Annotated in this window: 15 protein-coding genes and 1 tRNA gene; 3 read left to right on the top strand and 13 right to left on the bottom strand. The window is 35.7% G+C overall.

All coding sequences use genetic code 11. The features are described from left to right. Positions 1-35: 35 nt before the first annotated feature. The 7 genes from M666_RS07490 to M666_RS07460 form a co-directional block, all read right to left on the bottom strand. Positions 36-518, bottom strand: coding sequence for an ExbD/TolR family protein (locus tag M666_RS07490; RefSeq protein WP_024481893.1), 483 nt, complete (start codon positions 516-518; stop codon positions 36-38). A 19-nt stretch (positions 519-537) separates the two neighbouring features. Further along, on the bottom strand, positions 538-1,164 hold the full coding sequence (locus M666_RS07485) for an ExbD/TolR family protein (RefSeq protein ID WP_024481894.1): 627 nt from the start codon (positions 1,162-1,164) through the stop codon (positions 538-540). Between the two features lie 12 nt (positions 1,165-1,176). After that, positions 1,177-1,614 (bottom strand): hypothetical protein, encoded by a 438-nt coding sequence (locus M666_RS07480; protein ID WP_024481895.1) that lies wholly within the window; start codon positions 1,612-1,614, stop codon positions 1,177-1,179. 23 nt (positions 1,615-1,637) lie between these two features. Next, complete coding sequence (locus M666_RS07475; protein WP_024481896.1) at positions 1,638-2,429, bottom strand: MotA/TolQ/ExbB proton channel family protein; 792 nt, start codon at positions 2,427-2,429, stop codon at positions 1,638-1,640. 78 nt (positions 2,430-2,507) lie between these two features. Next, positions 2,508-2,595, bottom strand: a tRNA-Ser gene (locus M666_RS07470). A gap of 69 nt (positions 2,596-2,664) precedes the next feature. Further along, entirely contained in the window at positions 2,665-3,696 is a 1,032-nt protein-coding gene (locus tag M666_RS07465; RefSeq protein ID WP_024481897.1) for an asparaginase, read from the bottom strand. Between the two features lie 7 nt (positions 3,697-3,703). After that, positions 3,704-4,471, bottom strand: coding sequence for a TatD family hydrolase (locus tag M666_RS07460; protein WP_029447153.1), 768 nt, complete (start codon positions 4,469-4,471; stop codon positions 3,704-3,706). A 36-nt stretch (positions 4,472-4,507) separates the two neighbouring features. Here M666_RS07460 and M666_RS07455 point away from each other — a divergent pair, with 36 nt between their 5' ends. Further along, complete coding sequence (locus tag M666_RS07455; RefSeq protein ID WP_029447154.1) at positions 4,508-4,951, top strand: retropepsin-like aspartic protease family protein; 444 nt, start codon at positions 4,508-4,510, stop codon at positions 4,949-4,951. 95 nt (positions 4,952-5,046) lie between these two features. Beyond that, entirely contained in the window at positions 5,047-6,399 is a 1,353-nt protein-coding gene (locus M666_RS07450) for a cytochrome-c peroxidase (protein ID WP_029447155.1), read from the top strand. Positions 6,400-6,475: 76 nt separating this feature from the next. On the opposite strand, the gene odhB is transcribed toward M666_RS07450, so the two are convergent. Both odhB and M666_RS07440 read right to left on the bottom strand, forming a co-directional pair. Next, positions 6,476-7,696 carry a 2-oxoglutarate dehydrogenase complex dihydrolipoyllysine-residue succinyltransferase gene (gene odhB / locus M666_RS07445; protein ID WP_024481901.1) on the bottom strand — a complete coding sequence of 407 codons (1,221 nt, stop codon included), beginning with the start codon at positions 7,694-7,696 and terminating at the stop codon, positions 6,476-6,478. Between the two features lie 52 nt (positions 7,697-7,748). Further along, positions 7,749-10,538, bottom strand: a complete 2,790-nt coding sequence (locus M666_RS07440) for a 2-oxoglutarate dehydrogenase E1 component (RefSeq protein ID WP_025615960.1) — start codon at positions 10,536-10,538, stop codon at positions 7,749-7,751. A gap of 101 nt (positions 10,539-10,639) precedes the next feature. Between M666_RS07440 and M666_RS07435 the strand changes: the two genes are divergently transcribed. After that, positions 10,640-11,167, top strand: a complete 528-nt coding sequence (locus M666_RS07435) for an alpha-ketoglutarate decarboxylase (RefSeq protein ID WP_029447156.1) — start codon at positions 10,640-10,642, stop codon at positions 11,165-11,167. Here the strand turns inward: M666_RS07435 and M666_RS07430 are convergent. From M666_RS07430 to M666_RS07415, 4 genes are all read right to left on the bottom strand, one after another. Then, positions 11,164-11,517, bottom strand: a complete 354-nt coding sequence (locus M666_RS07430; RefSeq protein WP_029447157.1) for a hypothetical protein — start codon at positions 11,515-11,517, stop codon at positions 11,164-11,166. The genes M666_RS07435 and M666_RS07430 overlap by 4 nt on opposite strands. Before the next feature lie 41 nt (positions 11,518-11,558). Then, positions 11,559-12,848 carry a metal-dependent hydrolase family protein gene (locus tag M666_RS07425; protein ID WP_029447158.1) on the bottom strand — a complete coding sequence of 430 codons (1,290 nt, stop codon included), beginning with the start codon at positions 12,846-12,848 and terminating at the stop codon, positions 11,559-11,561. Between the two features lie 83 nt (positions 12,849-12,931). Then, a complete protein-coding gene (galE, locus tag M666_RS07420) occupies positions 12,932-13,948 on the bottom strand; it encodes a UDP-glucose 4-epimerase GalE (RefSeq protein ID WP_024481906.1) in 1,017 nt (338 codons plus the stop codon). A gap of 57 nt (positions 13,949-14,005) precedes the next feature. Continuing rightward, positions 14,006-15,160 (bottom strand): DegT/DnrJ/EryC1/StrS family aminotransferase, encoded by a 1,155-nt coding sequence (locus tag M666_RS07415; protein WP_029447159.1) that lies wholly within the window; start codon positions 15,158-15,160, stop codon positions 14,006-14,008. Between the last annotated feature and the right edge of the window lie 22 nt (positions 15,161-15,182).

Raw genomic sequence — 15,182 nt, 5'->3', positions numbered from 1 at the left:
CGCCTATATACTAATTTTGAAAGAAACTAATCTTACTATCTAAGGTTATCAAAAGCAATACCTTCATAGGTAGTGTAGTTAACCTTTAAAGCATTTACTTTACGTAATTCTTCTTTAATATCAGAAATAATACCCATGTTTGCTTCTCTATCAACTTTCAGCGAAGTAGTTAATACATTTTGCAAATCTTCAGATTTCTTTGCTCTTTCTTGAAGTATGTAAGGACCTACTTCAGAAGGGCTAGAAAACTTATCATTCAATTGGATTTTCGCCTCACTACCAAAAACTTTTTGGTATTCTTGAGTTGGTGCTCCAACATAAATAGTGATTACACGGTCTTTTTTCTCTAACTTCTTAATTTCACTTGCTTTAGGAAGATCATTCTGAACTTTTACAGAAGTATCTTTCATTACCGTAACGGTCATAAAGAAAAACAGAAGCATAAAAACGATATCTGGCAATGATGCAGTTGAAACCGCAGGGATATCACCATCTTTTTTCTTGCTAAATTTTGACATATCTTTTTAACTTTTACGATTAATTACCACTTGAAGTTTCAGCTTCAGAGAATTTCTGAGGAAATAATTCCTGTATTTTCTTTACTCGTTCCTTTAAAACTGCTTTAGCTTCATCAGAAGTTTCTGGATTCAAATACTCTGCTTCCATATCTGTGAAATTACGTTTGTAAAGTCTTTGAGACTCTCTGTTACGTAATTCATTATAAGCTGCTACAATTTCATTCTGAACTGTAATATAAACTCCGTATTGTGTTTCTCTATCATTCTTTAAAGAAATAATAGCTTTGCTAGGGTTATCAGAAGATGCAATATCTTTTTTTCCCATACAATAGTTACAATACTCTTCGGTGCCTTTTGCAGCTCCTCCGTTATCAAGAAAAGCCATAGCTTTTTCTTTCAAACTTTTTATATCTGCCAGTTCATCCTCAACTAAAAGTTGACCATTTTTATTGATGTTAACAGTAAAAATATTCTTCTCCTTAATAATTGGTGGTGCTTCCGTAGGCGGCTCTAAAGGTGGCAACATACGATCTAAACCTGCATCTGTTTCAATAGTAGTAGTTACTAGGAAAAAGATTAACAGTAAGAAAGCGATGTCTGCCATAGAACCGGCGTTAACCTCTGGTGGTGCTCCTCTTCTTGGCATAGTTATATTTTATTATTTGTTAAACATTTTTTTCACACCTGGCAATACCATTGAACCTACAGCAATAATCGTCAATATGAAGAACATATTTAAGAAGGTACCAATAGTTTTAATAGTACTTTCATCCGTAAGGATTCCAGTCTTCTTCTCCATAGCTTCAATACTAACATCTGTTCCGCTAGCGAAAACATATGATAAAATTGCTACTACTATAAGACCACCTACTCCAATAAGAGTTCTTTTAAGGCCTTCTGGTGAAGAAAAAACATTTTTTAATCCGAAGAACAAACTAGCAAATACAGCTATAGCAAGTAAGATAAATGTAATAATGAACATAAAATTCATTGATCCATTACCTACAGTAACTTCAGATTCTCTTGCAAGCATTACCCATAAGACAAGTCCTATGACGCTGAGTGCGATTAATATTATTTTAATTATCTTATTCATTTTACTTAAGTATTAAGTGCGACTTATTTTTTGTGATCTACCAACATATCAATCAAAGAGATTGACGAATCTTCCATATCGTTTACAATACTATCGATCTTAGCGATAATGTAATTATAAAAAATTTGAAGAATAATAGCCACAATAAGACCAAATACCGTTGTCAATAACGCTACTTGAATATCACCTGCAATAAGTGAAGCACTTAAGTTACCAACAGCTGCAATTTTCTCGAAGGCCTGAATCATACCAATTACAGTACCCATGAAACCAAGCATTGGTGCAATAGCGATAAATAAAGATAACCAAGAAACGTTTTTCTCAAGTTGTCCCATTTGAACACCTCCGTAAGCTACAACCGCTTTTTCAGCAGAATCGATGCTTTCACCAGCTCTATCTAAACCTTGGTAGTAAATAGAAGCAACAGGTCCTTTTGTATTTCTACAAACTTCTTTAGCAGCCTCGATACCACCAGAAGCTAGTGCATCTTCAACTCTTTGCTTTAATTTTGTAGTGTTTGTTGTTGCCAAGTTTAAGTAAATAATTCTTTCAATAGCAACTGCTAAACCTAGTATCAAACATAAAAGTACGATACCCATGAAGCCAGCTCCACCTTCAATAAATTTTTCTTTTAATACTTGAACAAAACCTCTTTCTGCTTCTGTCGCTGCTGCATCTTGAATCATTGTTGCTGCAGTCGCAATAGTTGCGGATAGGTTAGAAGTAATTGCATTTGCATTTACTTGAGCGTTAACAGTATTTGTGTTACATACAAATAACCCAGCCACTGCTAGGATAGAGAATAATCTTTTCATTTCTTTCAAACTTAAATTAGATTAGTTAATGGGTTAAAGATAAAAAATTTTTACAATTAAAAAATTAAAAATTAAATGCAGAGAGGAAGGGATTCGAACCCTCGATACCCTTTTGAGGTATACACACTTTCCAGGCGTGCGCCTTCGACCACTCGGCCACCTCTCTATTATTCAATTTTTCAAGGCGTCGAATTAACAAAAAAAAAAGTATTAAATAAAATTTCCAACGTTAATTTTAAACCATCTCTCCTCGCAAAGATGTTTCAAAAACAGTTTTAAAGAGCTTATTAGAGATTCCATTACCCAACAAATACATCAACTTAGTAATAGCTGCCTCTGTTGTAATATCCTTACCATTAATAACTTGCAGCTTCTGCAAATGCTCACTTGTTTCATATTGCCCCATAATAACACTCCCTCCAGAACACTGTGTAACGTTAATAATATGGATTCCTTTTTTTATTGCTTTTTTTAAATTTTCCGTCAACCAACTATCCGTAGGAGCATTTCCAGAACCATAAGTTTCAATAATAACCGCTTTCAAATCTGGTGTTTCTAGAACAGCACGCAATAAATGTTCATTAAAACCCGGAAATAATTTTAAAATAGCTACATTATTATCTAAATTTTTGTGAACAATTAACGTTTTTTTCTTTTTTGGCTTCAATAAATATTCCTTAAACACCTTTAAATGTACTCCAGATTCTGCTAATGGAGGATAATTTAAGGAACCAAATGCCTGAAAATGTTCTGCACTAAACTTAGTGGTTCTATTTCCTCGATACAATTTGTATTCAAAATACAGCCCTACTTCCTGAATTACAGATACCCCTTTTGCTTGTAAAGCGGCAATTTGAACGGAGGTGATTAAGTTCTCCTTAGCGTCCGTGCGTAAATCTCCAATAGGCAATTGTGAGCCCGTAAATATCACAGGTTTGGTCAAATTTTCTAGCATATAGCTCAATGCAGAAGCAGAATAACTCATGGTATCACTTCCATGAAGCACTACAAAACCATCATATTGAGCGTAATTATCTTCAATAGTTTCTGAAATAGACACCCAATGACTCGTATTAATATTAGAAGAATCTATAGGCGTTTCAAAAGAATGACTTGAGATCTCACAATCTAATTGCATTAATTCTGGAATATTTTTCTTTAGCTTACCAAAATCAAAAGCCCTTAAAGCTCCCGTTTTGTAATCTTTAATCATTCCTATAGTACCACCCGTATAGATTAAAAGTATTTTAGTTTTCTTAGTCATTATAACTTATTTATATTCCAAATACTTCTTTAGAATTAGTTGTTGTTATTGCCGCAATATCTGCTATTGACTTATCATATATAGTCGCCATTTTTTCCGCTATATTCACAAGGTAGGCACTTTCATTTCTTTTTCCTCTAAAGGGTGTTGGCGCCAAATAAGGCGCATCTGTTTCTAAAACAATATGCTTGAGGTCTATTTCTTTTAAAAATTGATCAATCTTACCATTTTTAAAAGTAGCCACACCGCCAATTCCCAATTTCATATTATAGCCAATAGCCTTTAACGCTTGCTCTTTAGAGCCCGTAAAACAATGAAAAATTCCGAATAAATCATCCGCCTTTTCTTCTTCCAAGATTTCAAATACTTCATCAAACGCATCTCTACAATGAATCACGATGGGTAGTTTTTCTCTTTTAGCTATTTTAATTTGCATCCTAAATGCCTCTTGTTGTTGCTTGAGAAAGGATTTATCCCAATACAAATCAATTCCAATCTCTCCTATTGCATAATAGGTATGCTTCTTAAGCATCTCCTCAATATGCGCTATTTCTTCTAAATAATTTTCTTTGACATGTGTTGGATGCAATCCCGTCATCAAAAACATATGGTCTGGAAAAGCCTGCTCTAATGCAATCATAGATTGCGTATAGGCAGAATCAATCGCAGGAATAAAAAAACGTTCTACTCCTGCTGCTATAGCATTTTTAACAGCCAAATCTCTATCCTCATCAAATGCTTCACTATATAAGTGCGTATGCGTATCTGTAAATATCATGGTACAAAAATAGCCTTATCTTTATCAAAAAAAACCGTGAAGAGTCTCAAAAAATTTTTAAAAGAAAAAAAATACTTTAAAATACCCCTAGTTTTAACCAGTACCAACCATTTTGAGATCAAAGCCAAAATAAATAATATAGAAGGGCGTTTTATTCTTGATACTGGCGCTTCTAATACCTGCGTAGGTTTTGACAAAATAGAATTATTTAATTTAACTTCTAAAGAATCTAGCATAAAAGCCGCTGGTGCGGGCGCAACGAACATGGAAACCTTAATTTCTACTAAAAACAGTATTGAAGTAGGGAAATGGAAACTAAAAAAATTGAAAATTGTACTTTTTGATTTAGTTCATGTCAATGAGGCTTTAACCAATCATAATGCCCAACCTGTTGACGGAATTATTGGAGCCGACTTATTAAAAAAAGGAAAAGCGGTAATAGATTATGACAAAAAAGTACTTTACCTAAAGCAAAAATGAAGATTACCTAAATTTTAAGCAGAATACCCCACAACAATATTGTAAACAAAAAATCTTATCTACTTTTATACCAAACATTTAACCTCACCATTACTATGCTTATATTATCCCCTGTAAAGAAAATCGGCTTTCTTTTAGCCTTTAGCCTTCTCGCAAGTTGCGCAACAGAAAATGACTATACGGAGATCACCACAGAAGCAGAAGATCAAGAATTAAAATCAACACTAATAAAGCTTTCTGGAAGTTTAAATTACTATAAATTACCGAATAGCACAGATTATTCTAAAATACCAGCCGACCCTAAGAACCCGATTACAGAAGAAAAAGTTGCCTTAGGGAAATTATTATTTCATGAAACGGGAATTGGTTTAGATGGAAAAACAGAAACCAATAAAGAAACCTACTCATGCGCCAGCTGTCATCATAGTGCAGCAGGCTTCCAAAGTGGAATTCAACAAGGTATTGGAGATGGCGGTATGGGTTTTGGCACCTTTGGTGAATCTAGAATCATAGACCCACTATACACAGAAGACATGATTGATGTTCAACCGATAAAATCTCCAACCGTTTTAAATGCTGCTTACCAAAAACTCATGCTCTGGAACGGCCAGTTTGGAGCCACGAGCAAAAACATAGGCACTGAAGCCAATTGGACCGAAGGCACTCCAAAAGCAGTGAACCTTCTTGGTTTTGAAGGAATTGAGACGCAGGCGATTGCAGGACTTTCTGTTCACAGAATGACTTTAGACAAGACTTTTTGCGACTCTAATCACTATAGCAGCCTATTTGACAAGGCTTTTCCAGAAGTAGACATCACAGAAAGATATTCTTTGGTATATGCCGGTCTGGCAATTGCAGCATACGAAAGGACAATTTTATCTACCGACACAAACTTCCAAAATTGGATTAAAGGAGATGCAGACGCTATGACTTCCGATGAAAAAAAAGGAGCTATTCTATTCTTTGGAAAAGCAAAATGCTACCAATGTCATAACGGACCCGCACTAAATTCTGAAGAATTTTACGCTTTAGGAATGAAAGATTTAGAAGGTCCTAACGTACATGGCATCATAGATGATGTTACTAAAAAAGGGCGCGGAGGGTTTACCAATAACCCTTCTGACAACTATAAATTTAAAGTTCCGCAATTATACAATCTAACTGATGTTCATTTCTTTGGACACGGAGGAAGCTTTACGTCTGTCCGAGATGTGATCGCCTATAAAAATGAAGCCTCAAAAGAAAATGCTGAAGTAGCAGCGTCAGAATTATCTGGAAAATTCACTCCGCTAAACTTAACCGAAGAAGAAATAGATTTTTTAACTGTATTTATAGAAATAAGCTTATCTGACAAAAACCTCAACAGGTATGTACCAAGTACATTACCAACAGGACTTTGTTTTCCTAATGCAGATCCTACTTCTAGAGAAGATATGCATTGCAATTAAAAACACAAGCACAATAAAAAAGCCCCAAGACTGTAATAATCTTGAGGCTTTTTTTATAGTTTAAAACTGTATTCTATTACAACTCTAAAGCTTTATTTGTATTACCATCCATTAGTAATTCTACTGGATTCTCTAAAGCTTCCTTAATTGCTACTAAGAAACCTACAGATTCCTTACCGTCAATTATTCTGTGATCATAAGATAATGCTACATACATTATCGGTGCCGCAACTATTTCTCCATTACGAACAATAGGACGCTCTACAATATTATGCATGCCTAAAATTGCACTTTGAGGAGGGTTAATAATTGGAGTTGATAACATAGAACCAAATACACCACCATTAGTGATCGTAAATGTACCCCCTGTCATTTCATCAACAGTGATCTCACCTTCTCTAGCTCGAATAGCTAAGCGTTTTACCTCTGCTTCTACCCCTCTAAAGGTTAAGTTTTCTGCATTTCTAATCACAGGAACCATTAATCCTTTTGGACCAGAAACTGCGATACTAATATCACAGAAATCATAGGTAATCATTTCTTTACCATCAATCATAGAATTCACGGATGGGTAAAGATCTAAAGCTCTAACTACTGCTAATGTAAAGAATGACATAAAACCTAAACCAACACCATGCTTGCTTTTGAAAGCTTCTTTATATTGATTTCTCAATTCGAAAATTGGAGACATATCTACTTCATTGAACGTAGTTAACATTGCCGTTTCATTCTTAACGGAAACTAAACGTTCTGCCACTTTTCTACGTAGCATTGATAATTTAGATCTACTCTCTCCTCTTTTACCACCTGTTGGTGTTCCCATAGAAGGAACTGCTTGAACAGCGTCTTCTTTGGTTATTCTACCATCTTTACCAGTACCTTTAACCGCACTAGCTTCCATTCCTTTTTCTGCCAATATTTTCTTTGCCGCTGGAGACGCTGCTCCAGATGCGTAGGTTTCTTTTGCTTGCACAGGCTGTGGTGCTTTCTTCTCTTCTTTTGGAGCTTCTTTCACTTCCTCTTTTACAGCAGCTGCTTTTGAACCTCCAGAAGGTTTTTCAGCGCTTGTATCAATTAAACAAACAACTTCACCAACAGCAACAGCATCACCTTCTTCTGCTTTTAAAGTGATAATACCACTTTCTTCAGCAGGCAATTCTAAGGTTGCTTTATCTGAATCTACTTCTGCTATTGCCTGATCTTTCTCTACATAATCTCCGTCTTGAACTAACCAAGCAGCAATTTCAACTTCCGTTATAGATTCCCCTGGTGAAGGAACTTTCATTTCTAAAATCATTATTGTATAATTTTAATTTTTAACCTGTATCTTTTTTTCTTTCTTTACTAGCCTACTTACGGATCATGTTATCTTTTGACTTATCAAAAACATAATCTATAACTTCTTGATGACGACGTTTGGAACGCACTGCACTACCGGCTGCTGGTGATGCATAAAAACGTCTTGAAGCTACTCTTAATGTACTTGCTTCACTAAAGTGCATCATAATATGACTCCAAGCTCCCATGTTTCTAGGCTCCTCTTGTGCCCAAACAACATCATCTGCTTCAGCATACTTTTTCATAATTGCCTTCATTTTCTGTGCTGGCAAAGGAAATAACTGTTCTACACGAACTAAGGCCACATCTTCTCTAGTATGTTCTTCACGTGCAGCCAGTAAATCATAATAGAATTTACCAGTACAGAATACCAAAGTTTTTACCTTTTTAACATCGGCGGCAGCATCGTCTATCACTTCTTGAAAACCACCTGTTGCAAATTCTTCTATAGAAGAAACAGCTTTTGGATGACGTAATAAACTTTTTGGAGTAAACACTACCAAAGGTTTTCTAAAGTTAGCCTTCATTTGTCTACGCAACAAGTGAAACATGTTAGCCGGCGTGGTAACATCTGCTATAAACATATTATCACTAGCACAAAGTTGCAAGAAACGCTCCATACGCGCAGAAGAATGTTCTGCACCTTGACCTTCATAACCGTGCGGCAATAACATTACCAATCCGTTTTGCAACTTCCACTTATCTTCAGCAGCAGAAATATACTGATCTATCATGATTTGTGCACCGTTGCTAAAATCACCGAACTGAGCTTCCCAAATAGTAAGTGTATTAGGACTCGCCATAGCGTATCCATAATCAAAACCTACCACTCCATACTCTGAAAGGTGTGAGTTAAAGATATGAAAATCTCCTTTTTTACCCTCTACAAGGTTTAAAGGAACAACCTCTTCTTCACTATCCTCTACTTTTACAACGGCATGACGATGTGAAAAAGTACCTCTTTCTACATCCTGCCCAGACATTCTAACTCCAAAGCCTTCTTGAAGTAAAGATCCGTAGGCTAAAAGTTCTCCCATAGCCCAATCTAAGCTGTCATTCTCGAAGAACATTTTTCTACGATCTTCTACAAGCTTATCTACTTTGCGTAAAAACTTTTTACCCTTTGGTAAGCTCGTAAGAGAGTTTGCTATTTGCGTAAGTTTTTCTTTTGGATAAGAAGTATCAATTGGCTTTACCATTTCATCTTCTTGAACACTTACAAAACCTTTCCACTCATCTGCCATAAAAGGTGTGATGACTGTTTTATCTTCTTTACGAGAATCTTCCAATTCTGTTTCAAGAGAATCTTTATATTCTTGTTCTAATTTACTAATATAGTTTTCATCTATAATACCTTCTGCGATAAGTTTTGCCGCATAAATATCTCTAGGATTTTCATGCTTAGCAATTGCCTTATAAAGTTTTGGTTGTGTAAAACGAGGTTCATCACCTTCATTATGACCATACTTACGGTATCCTAATAAATCAAGAAACACATCGCGTTGAAAACGCATTCTATATTCTAAAGCAAATAAAGACGCATGTACTACCGCTTCTGCATCATCTGCATTAACATGCAATACTGGACTCAAGGTTACTTTACCAACATCTGTACAATACGTAGAACTACGTGCATCTAGATAATTAGTGGTAAAACCAATCTGGTTATTTACTACCATATGGATAGTACCTCCAGTTTTGTACCCGTCTAAGCTAGCCATTTGAATTACTTCATACACTAAACCCTGACCTGCAATGGCAGCATCTCCATGCACAACAATAGGCAACACTTTAGAAAAATCATCTTTATAGTGCGCATCTTGTTTTGCTCTTGTAATACCTTCAACAACCGCTCCTACAGTCTCTAAGTGAGATGGATTAGGAGCAATGTTCATTTTTATTTTATTTCCATTATCAGACATTCTATCTGAAGTCCAACCTAGGTGATATTTAACATCTCCGTCAAAAATTACTTGCTCATAATCTTTACCATCAAACTCACTGAAGATATCTTTAGCTGCTTTACCAAAAATATTAGTAAGCACATTGAGTCTACCTCTATGCGCCATACCCATAACAAACTGCTCTACTCCCATTTCTGCTGCACGCTCAACAATAGCGTCCAATGCAGGAATAAGCGACTCGTTACCCTCTAATGAAAATCGTTTCTGACCTACATACTTGGTATGCAAAAAGCTCTCAAAAGAGATGGCTTGGTTTAATTTTCTAAGAATATTTTTCTTACGTTCGTTATCATAGTTAGGGTGGTTATCATTGACATTTAGCCAATTCTGAATCCATTCAATACGTTCCGGATTTCTGATATACATGTATTCAACACCTATGGCATCACAATAAATGTTTGTTAAATGCGAAATAATTTCAGTTAAGGTACTTGGCCCTATTCCTAAAATTTCCCCTGCTGTAAAAACAGTATTCAAATCTCCAGATGATAACCCGAAATTTTCGATAGCAAGCGTTGGCTCATATTTTCTTCTTTCTCGAACCGGATTTGTTTTTGTAAACAAATGTCCACGAGATCGATATCCATCGATTAACCGAATAACCTGAAATTCTTTTTGTAGTGATTGTGGCATTTCTGAAGTGCCAGATGGTGCAGCAACATTATTTGGTGTTACTGGCAAGTCAAGTTCATCTAAAAGACTCTCTTGGCCAAAATCAAATCCTTGAAAAAATGCGCGCCAACTAGGCTCAACACTATCTGGATTAATCAAATACTTGTCATATAACTCTGCAAAAAATGAAGTATGCGCAGCGTTTAAAAAGGAATATTTATCCATAAATAATTTTCTCTTCCCTGTGAATAAAATTTAATCAAAAATACAACATTTCAAAAATCTAGTCCTATATTAGATCGTAATATTAAAGAAAAATAACAATTATGAATTTTTTGACTGATTTGCGCTTAAAAAAATGGCAATTGATTTTATTTTTTGCGTTTTCATCAGCGCTAACGTTTTCGCAACAGACAAATTCTGGTGAATTTTGGGATAATGTTCGGTTTGGAGGCGGAATTGGTTTAGGGTTCGGCAACAATTATTTTAACGGCTCTATTGCCCCAAGTGCAATTTATCAAGTCTCTGAACGATTTGCTGCTGGAGTACAGTTAAATTTTAGTTATGCTACTTTTAATGATAACAAACTTACAGCGTATGGCGGAAGTTTAATTTCATTGTACAATATAATTCCTGCCATTCAATTATCTGGTGAATTGGAACAATTGAGAATAAACAGAACCACTTCCTTTAGTGATGGAGATTTTAAAGATAATTACTGGAGTCCTGCCTTATATTTAGGAGCCGGATATGTAAATCGGAATTTTACAGTAGGATTAAAATACAATATACTTCATGATGATAAAAGTATTTATTCCGATGCGCTAATTCCTTTCGTTAGAATTTATTTTTAAGCATATTTCTGCCTGAACCACACTTTTTGAAATTCTCGTTGTAATATAAAAAAAGCAACTTGATTGGATATGTCTACCACATCTGTTTCCTGAATACTTTTTACTTTCTTCTCAGGAACATCTATGATGTATAACAGATTTAGATAATCCGTAAAACGCTCCATCATCAACCTATAAACTTTTTGATGCAAAATTGTTTTTAAGTTTTTGGGGTTCACCTGAAAAGGTAGGTCAATATCAATATTAGCCAAACCAAAATCTTTTGTCAATTGCACAACAAGATTTTGATATAGACCACTTGCCACCGATTCTGATAAAAGCGCGTTGCTATCTGTAAAATTAAGCATCATACTTTATGTACGAAACAGAAGCAGTTTTTGGTTCTAGCAAACTAGGGTTTTAACTCATTTTTATAAACTTGCCCCTCTTTCATGACAAAGGTAATTTTTTCTAATTGCGATATATCCTGAAGCGGATCACCTGAAACCGCAACAATATCCGCAAAATACCCAGCTTTTACCAAACCCACTTCATCCGCTATTCCTAACAACTTAGCATTTGTAACCGTTGCAGATTGCATAGCTTCAATAGCTGGCATCCCTGCTTCTACCATATACCCAAATTCTTTCGCATTTAAACCATGAGGATATACCCCTGCATCTGTTCCAAAGGCAATCTTCACTCCTTTTTTATATGCTTTCGAAAATGTTCCTTGGATTAACGGCCCTATTTCTCTAGCCTTAACCGCGACTACTTCTGGAAAATATCCTTCAATCTCGGCCTTCTCTGCTACTTGTTTCCCTGCTGTAATTGTAGGCACTAGATACGCATCATACTGCTTCATTAATTCCATCGTTTCATCACTCATATAACTGCCATGCTCTATTGTCTTAATACCGCCTTTTATAGCTCTTTGCATGCCTTCATCTCCATGCGCATGCGCTGCAGTTAACATACCATAATCATCAGCAGTTTGCGTAATTGCTTTTATCTCATCAATTGTAAATTGCGGATTTTTACCATTCTTAGCCACACTAAGAACCCCACCTGTTGCTGTAATTTTAATAACATCTGCACCATCTTTATACCGCTGCCTAACCGCTTTTCTACCTTCTTCTGGAGAATTAACCACGCCTTCTTTTGGACCAGGATCCCCGGTAAACTCATGGCTTCTACCATTTGTAGGATCTGCATGCCCACCCGTAGTAGCGATAGATTTACCTGCAGTAAAAACTCTAGGCCCTACTACTATTCCTTTATTTATAGCATTTCTAATTGCTATATTTACACCAGAACCTCCTAAATCTCTAACTGTAGTAAAGCCCGCCATTAATGTTTTCTTAGCAAAAACGGTAGATTTAAAAGCAATATCTGCTTCATTATCTGTGAAACGCTCTACATATGTTCTTGGGTTAGATTCGCTTTCTATATGCACATGCATATCTATAAAACCCGGCATCACCGTACTTGCTCTCAGATCGATCACCACATCTGCATCACCACCAGAAACAAATCCTTTTTTTATCTCCTTTATTTTAGTACCAGATATAACTACCGTTTTTTCTAGCCATACTTTACCAGACTCCATATCTATAATTTTACCACACTGCAGGTACGTATCTTGTGCGTTTAAAAAAGTAGTAAAAACTAAAAGGAGAACAAGAGTGGTTATTTTTTTCATTTTGCGGTGTTTTTATAAACAAATAGAGCAGAAATATACATATATTTCTGCTCTATTGTTAAAATTTATAGTTTATTCTCAGCCTAAGCCCTAACCTTTTGCTCCCAATCCCAAGCAGATTTCATGGCCTCATCTAAGGTAGATTCTGCTTTCCAACCTAATTCATTGTTTGCTTTTTCGGTGTTCGCATAAGCCTCTGTAATATCTCCTGATCTACGTGGTACAATTTTGTAATTTAATTTCTTACCTGAAACCTTCTCAAAACTTTTTATCACCTCCAGAACAGTACTTCCCTTTCCGGTTCCTAAATTAAAGACTTCATAATTCGCTTTATTTTTAGCTTCAAAAAGCCTTTGCAAGGCTACCACATGCGCTTTTGCTAAATCTACCACATGAATATAATCACGCACACAAGTACCATCTGATGTAGGATAATCATCTCCAAACACAGACAATTGATCACGTAATCCCATTCCTGTTTGCGTAATAAAAGGCACTAAATTTTGAGGTACTCCAATTGGTAATTCTCCAATTTCCGTACTCGGATGCGCTCCCATTGGATTAAAATAACGCAATGCAATTGCATTCAATGAAGGAACAACTTTACAGGTATCTGATATAATCTCTTCACCCATTTGCTTTGTATTACCATAAGGAGATTCTGCCGTTTTTACGGGTGCATCTTCTGTAATCGGCATTTTATCTGCTTGGCCATAAACCGTACAGGAAGAACTAAAAATAAAGCTAGCCTTATCTTTTTTAGATAATTCTTTTAAAAGATAAACTAATGTTCCTATATTGTTTTCATAGTACAATAAAGGCTTCTCCACACTTTCTCCGACGGCTTTAGAAGCTGCAAAATGAATTACCCCTTGAACATCTGTATGCCTTTTAAAAAAATCTTCAACCTTAGATTTCTCTTTCAAGTCTATTTTTTCAAATAAGGGTTTCTTTCCAGTTATAGCCACAATACCATCCAGTACTTTTTCTGATGAATTAGATAGATCATCAATGATTACCACTTCAAATCCTTTGTTCTGTAATTCTACAACGGTGTGCGAGCCAATAAAACCCAATCCTCCGGTAACAAGTACTTTCATTTATATTTTATTTAATGATTATAATTCTATGAAATCAAATTTACTATTAAGCTTTATTTACGCCTTAACAAAATCGATAACAGTCTTTGTAATAAAGCTAATCTGCTCTTCATCAAGTTCTGTATGCATTGGTAATGAGATTACTTCTTTCACCAATTGATTGGTAACCGGGAAGTCTGCATCATTATAACGATCATCTACATATGCTTTTTGTTTGTGTAGCGGAATAGGGTAATAAACACCACAAGGAATTCCTTTTTCTGCTAAGTGCTTTACTAACTCATCGCGCTTACCATTGGTGATTTTTAAGGTATATTGATGAAAAACATGACAGTCACAGGTATCGCATATGCCATCACAGCCATTTACCGTAACTGGGGTAACGATCGCCGATTCATTCTTAAATGCAGCAGAATATTTGCGAGCACTATCTCTTCTCTTTGCATTATATTGATCAAGCAACGGAAGCTTTGCACGCAATACTGCCGCTTGCAAACTATCTAAACGAGAGTTTACTCCAACCACATCATGATGATAACGTTCATACATTCCGTGATTCACCACACCTCTTAAGGTATGCGCTAAAGCATCATCATTGGTGAAAATAGCCCCACCATCTCCGTAAGCTCCTAAATTCTTAGAAGGGAAAAAAGATGTCGCTGCTACATGACCAATACCTCCTGCTTTTTGTTTTGTTCCACTCTTTGAAGTATATGTTGCACCTATAGCTTGAGCATTGTCTTCGATTACATAAAGATTGTGCTTTTCTGCAATTTCTAAGATTACATCCATATTTGCACACTGCCCAAAAAGATGAACCGGTACAATAGCTTTAGTTTTTGGTGTTATAGCACGTTCTATTGCCGCTGGGTCTATATTGAATGTATCTGGCAAGACATCTACTAAAACAGGCGTTAATTGCAATAAGGCTATTACCTCAACGGTAGCTGCAAAAGTAAAATCGGCCGTAATTACCTCATCTCCTGGCTGCAACCCAAGACCCATCATTGCTATCTGCAAGGCATCTGTTCCGTTTGCACATGGAATAACATGCTTTACATCTAAATATTCTTCTAATTCTTTTTGAAAACTTTGTACTTCAGGTCCGTTTATGAACGCTGAAGTTTCTAAAATTGTTGTAAATGAAGCATTTACTCGTTCTTTGATGGCTTCGTATTGACCGTTAAGATCAACCATTTGAATTTTTCGCATCTTATATCATTAGAACTGTAAA

The organism is Cellulophaga baltica 18 (assembly GCF_000468615.2).
Classification (GTDB): domain Bacteria; phylum Bacteroidota; class Bacteroidia; order Flavobacteriales; family Flavobacteriaceae; genus Cellulophaga; species Cellulophaga baltica.
Note: the sequence above shows the minus strand (reverse complement) of the source record. Positions and strands in the feature narration are given on the sequence as shown.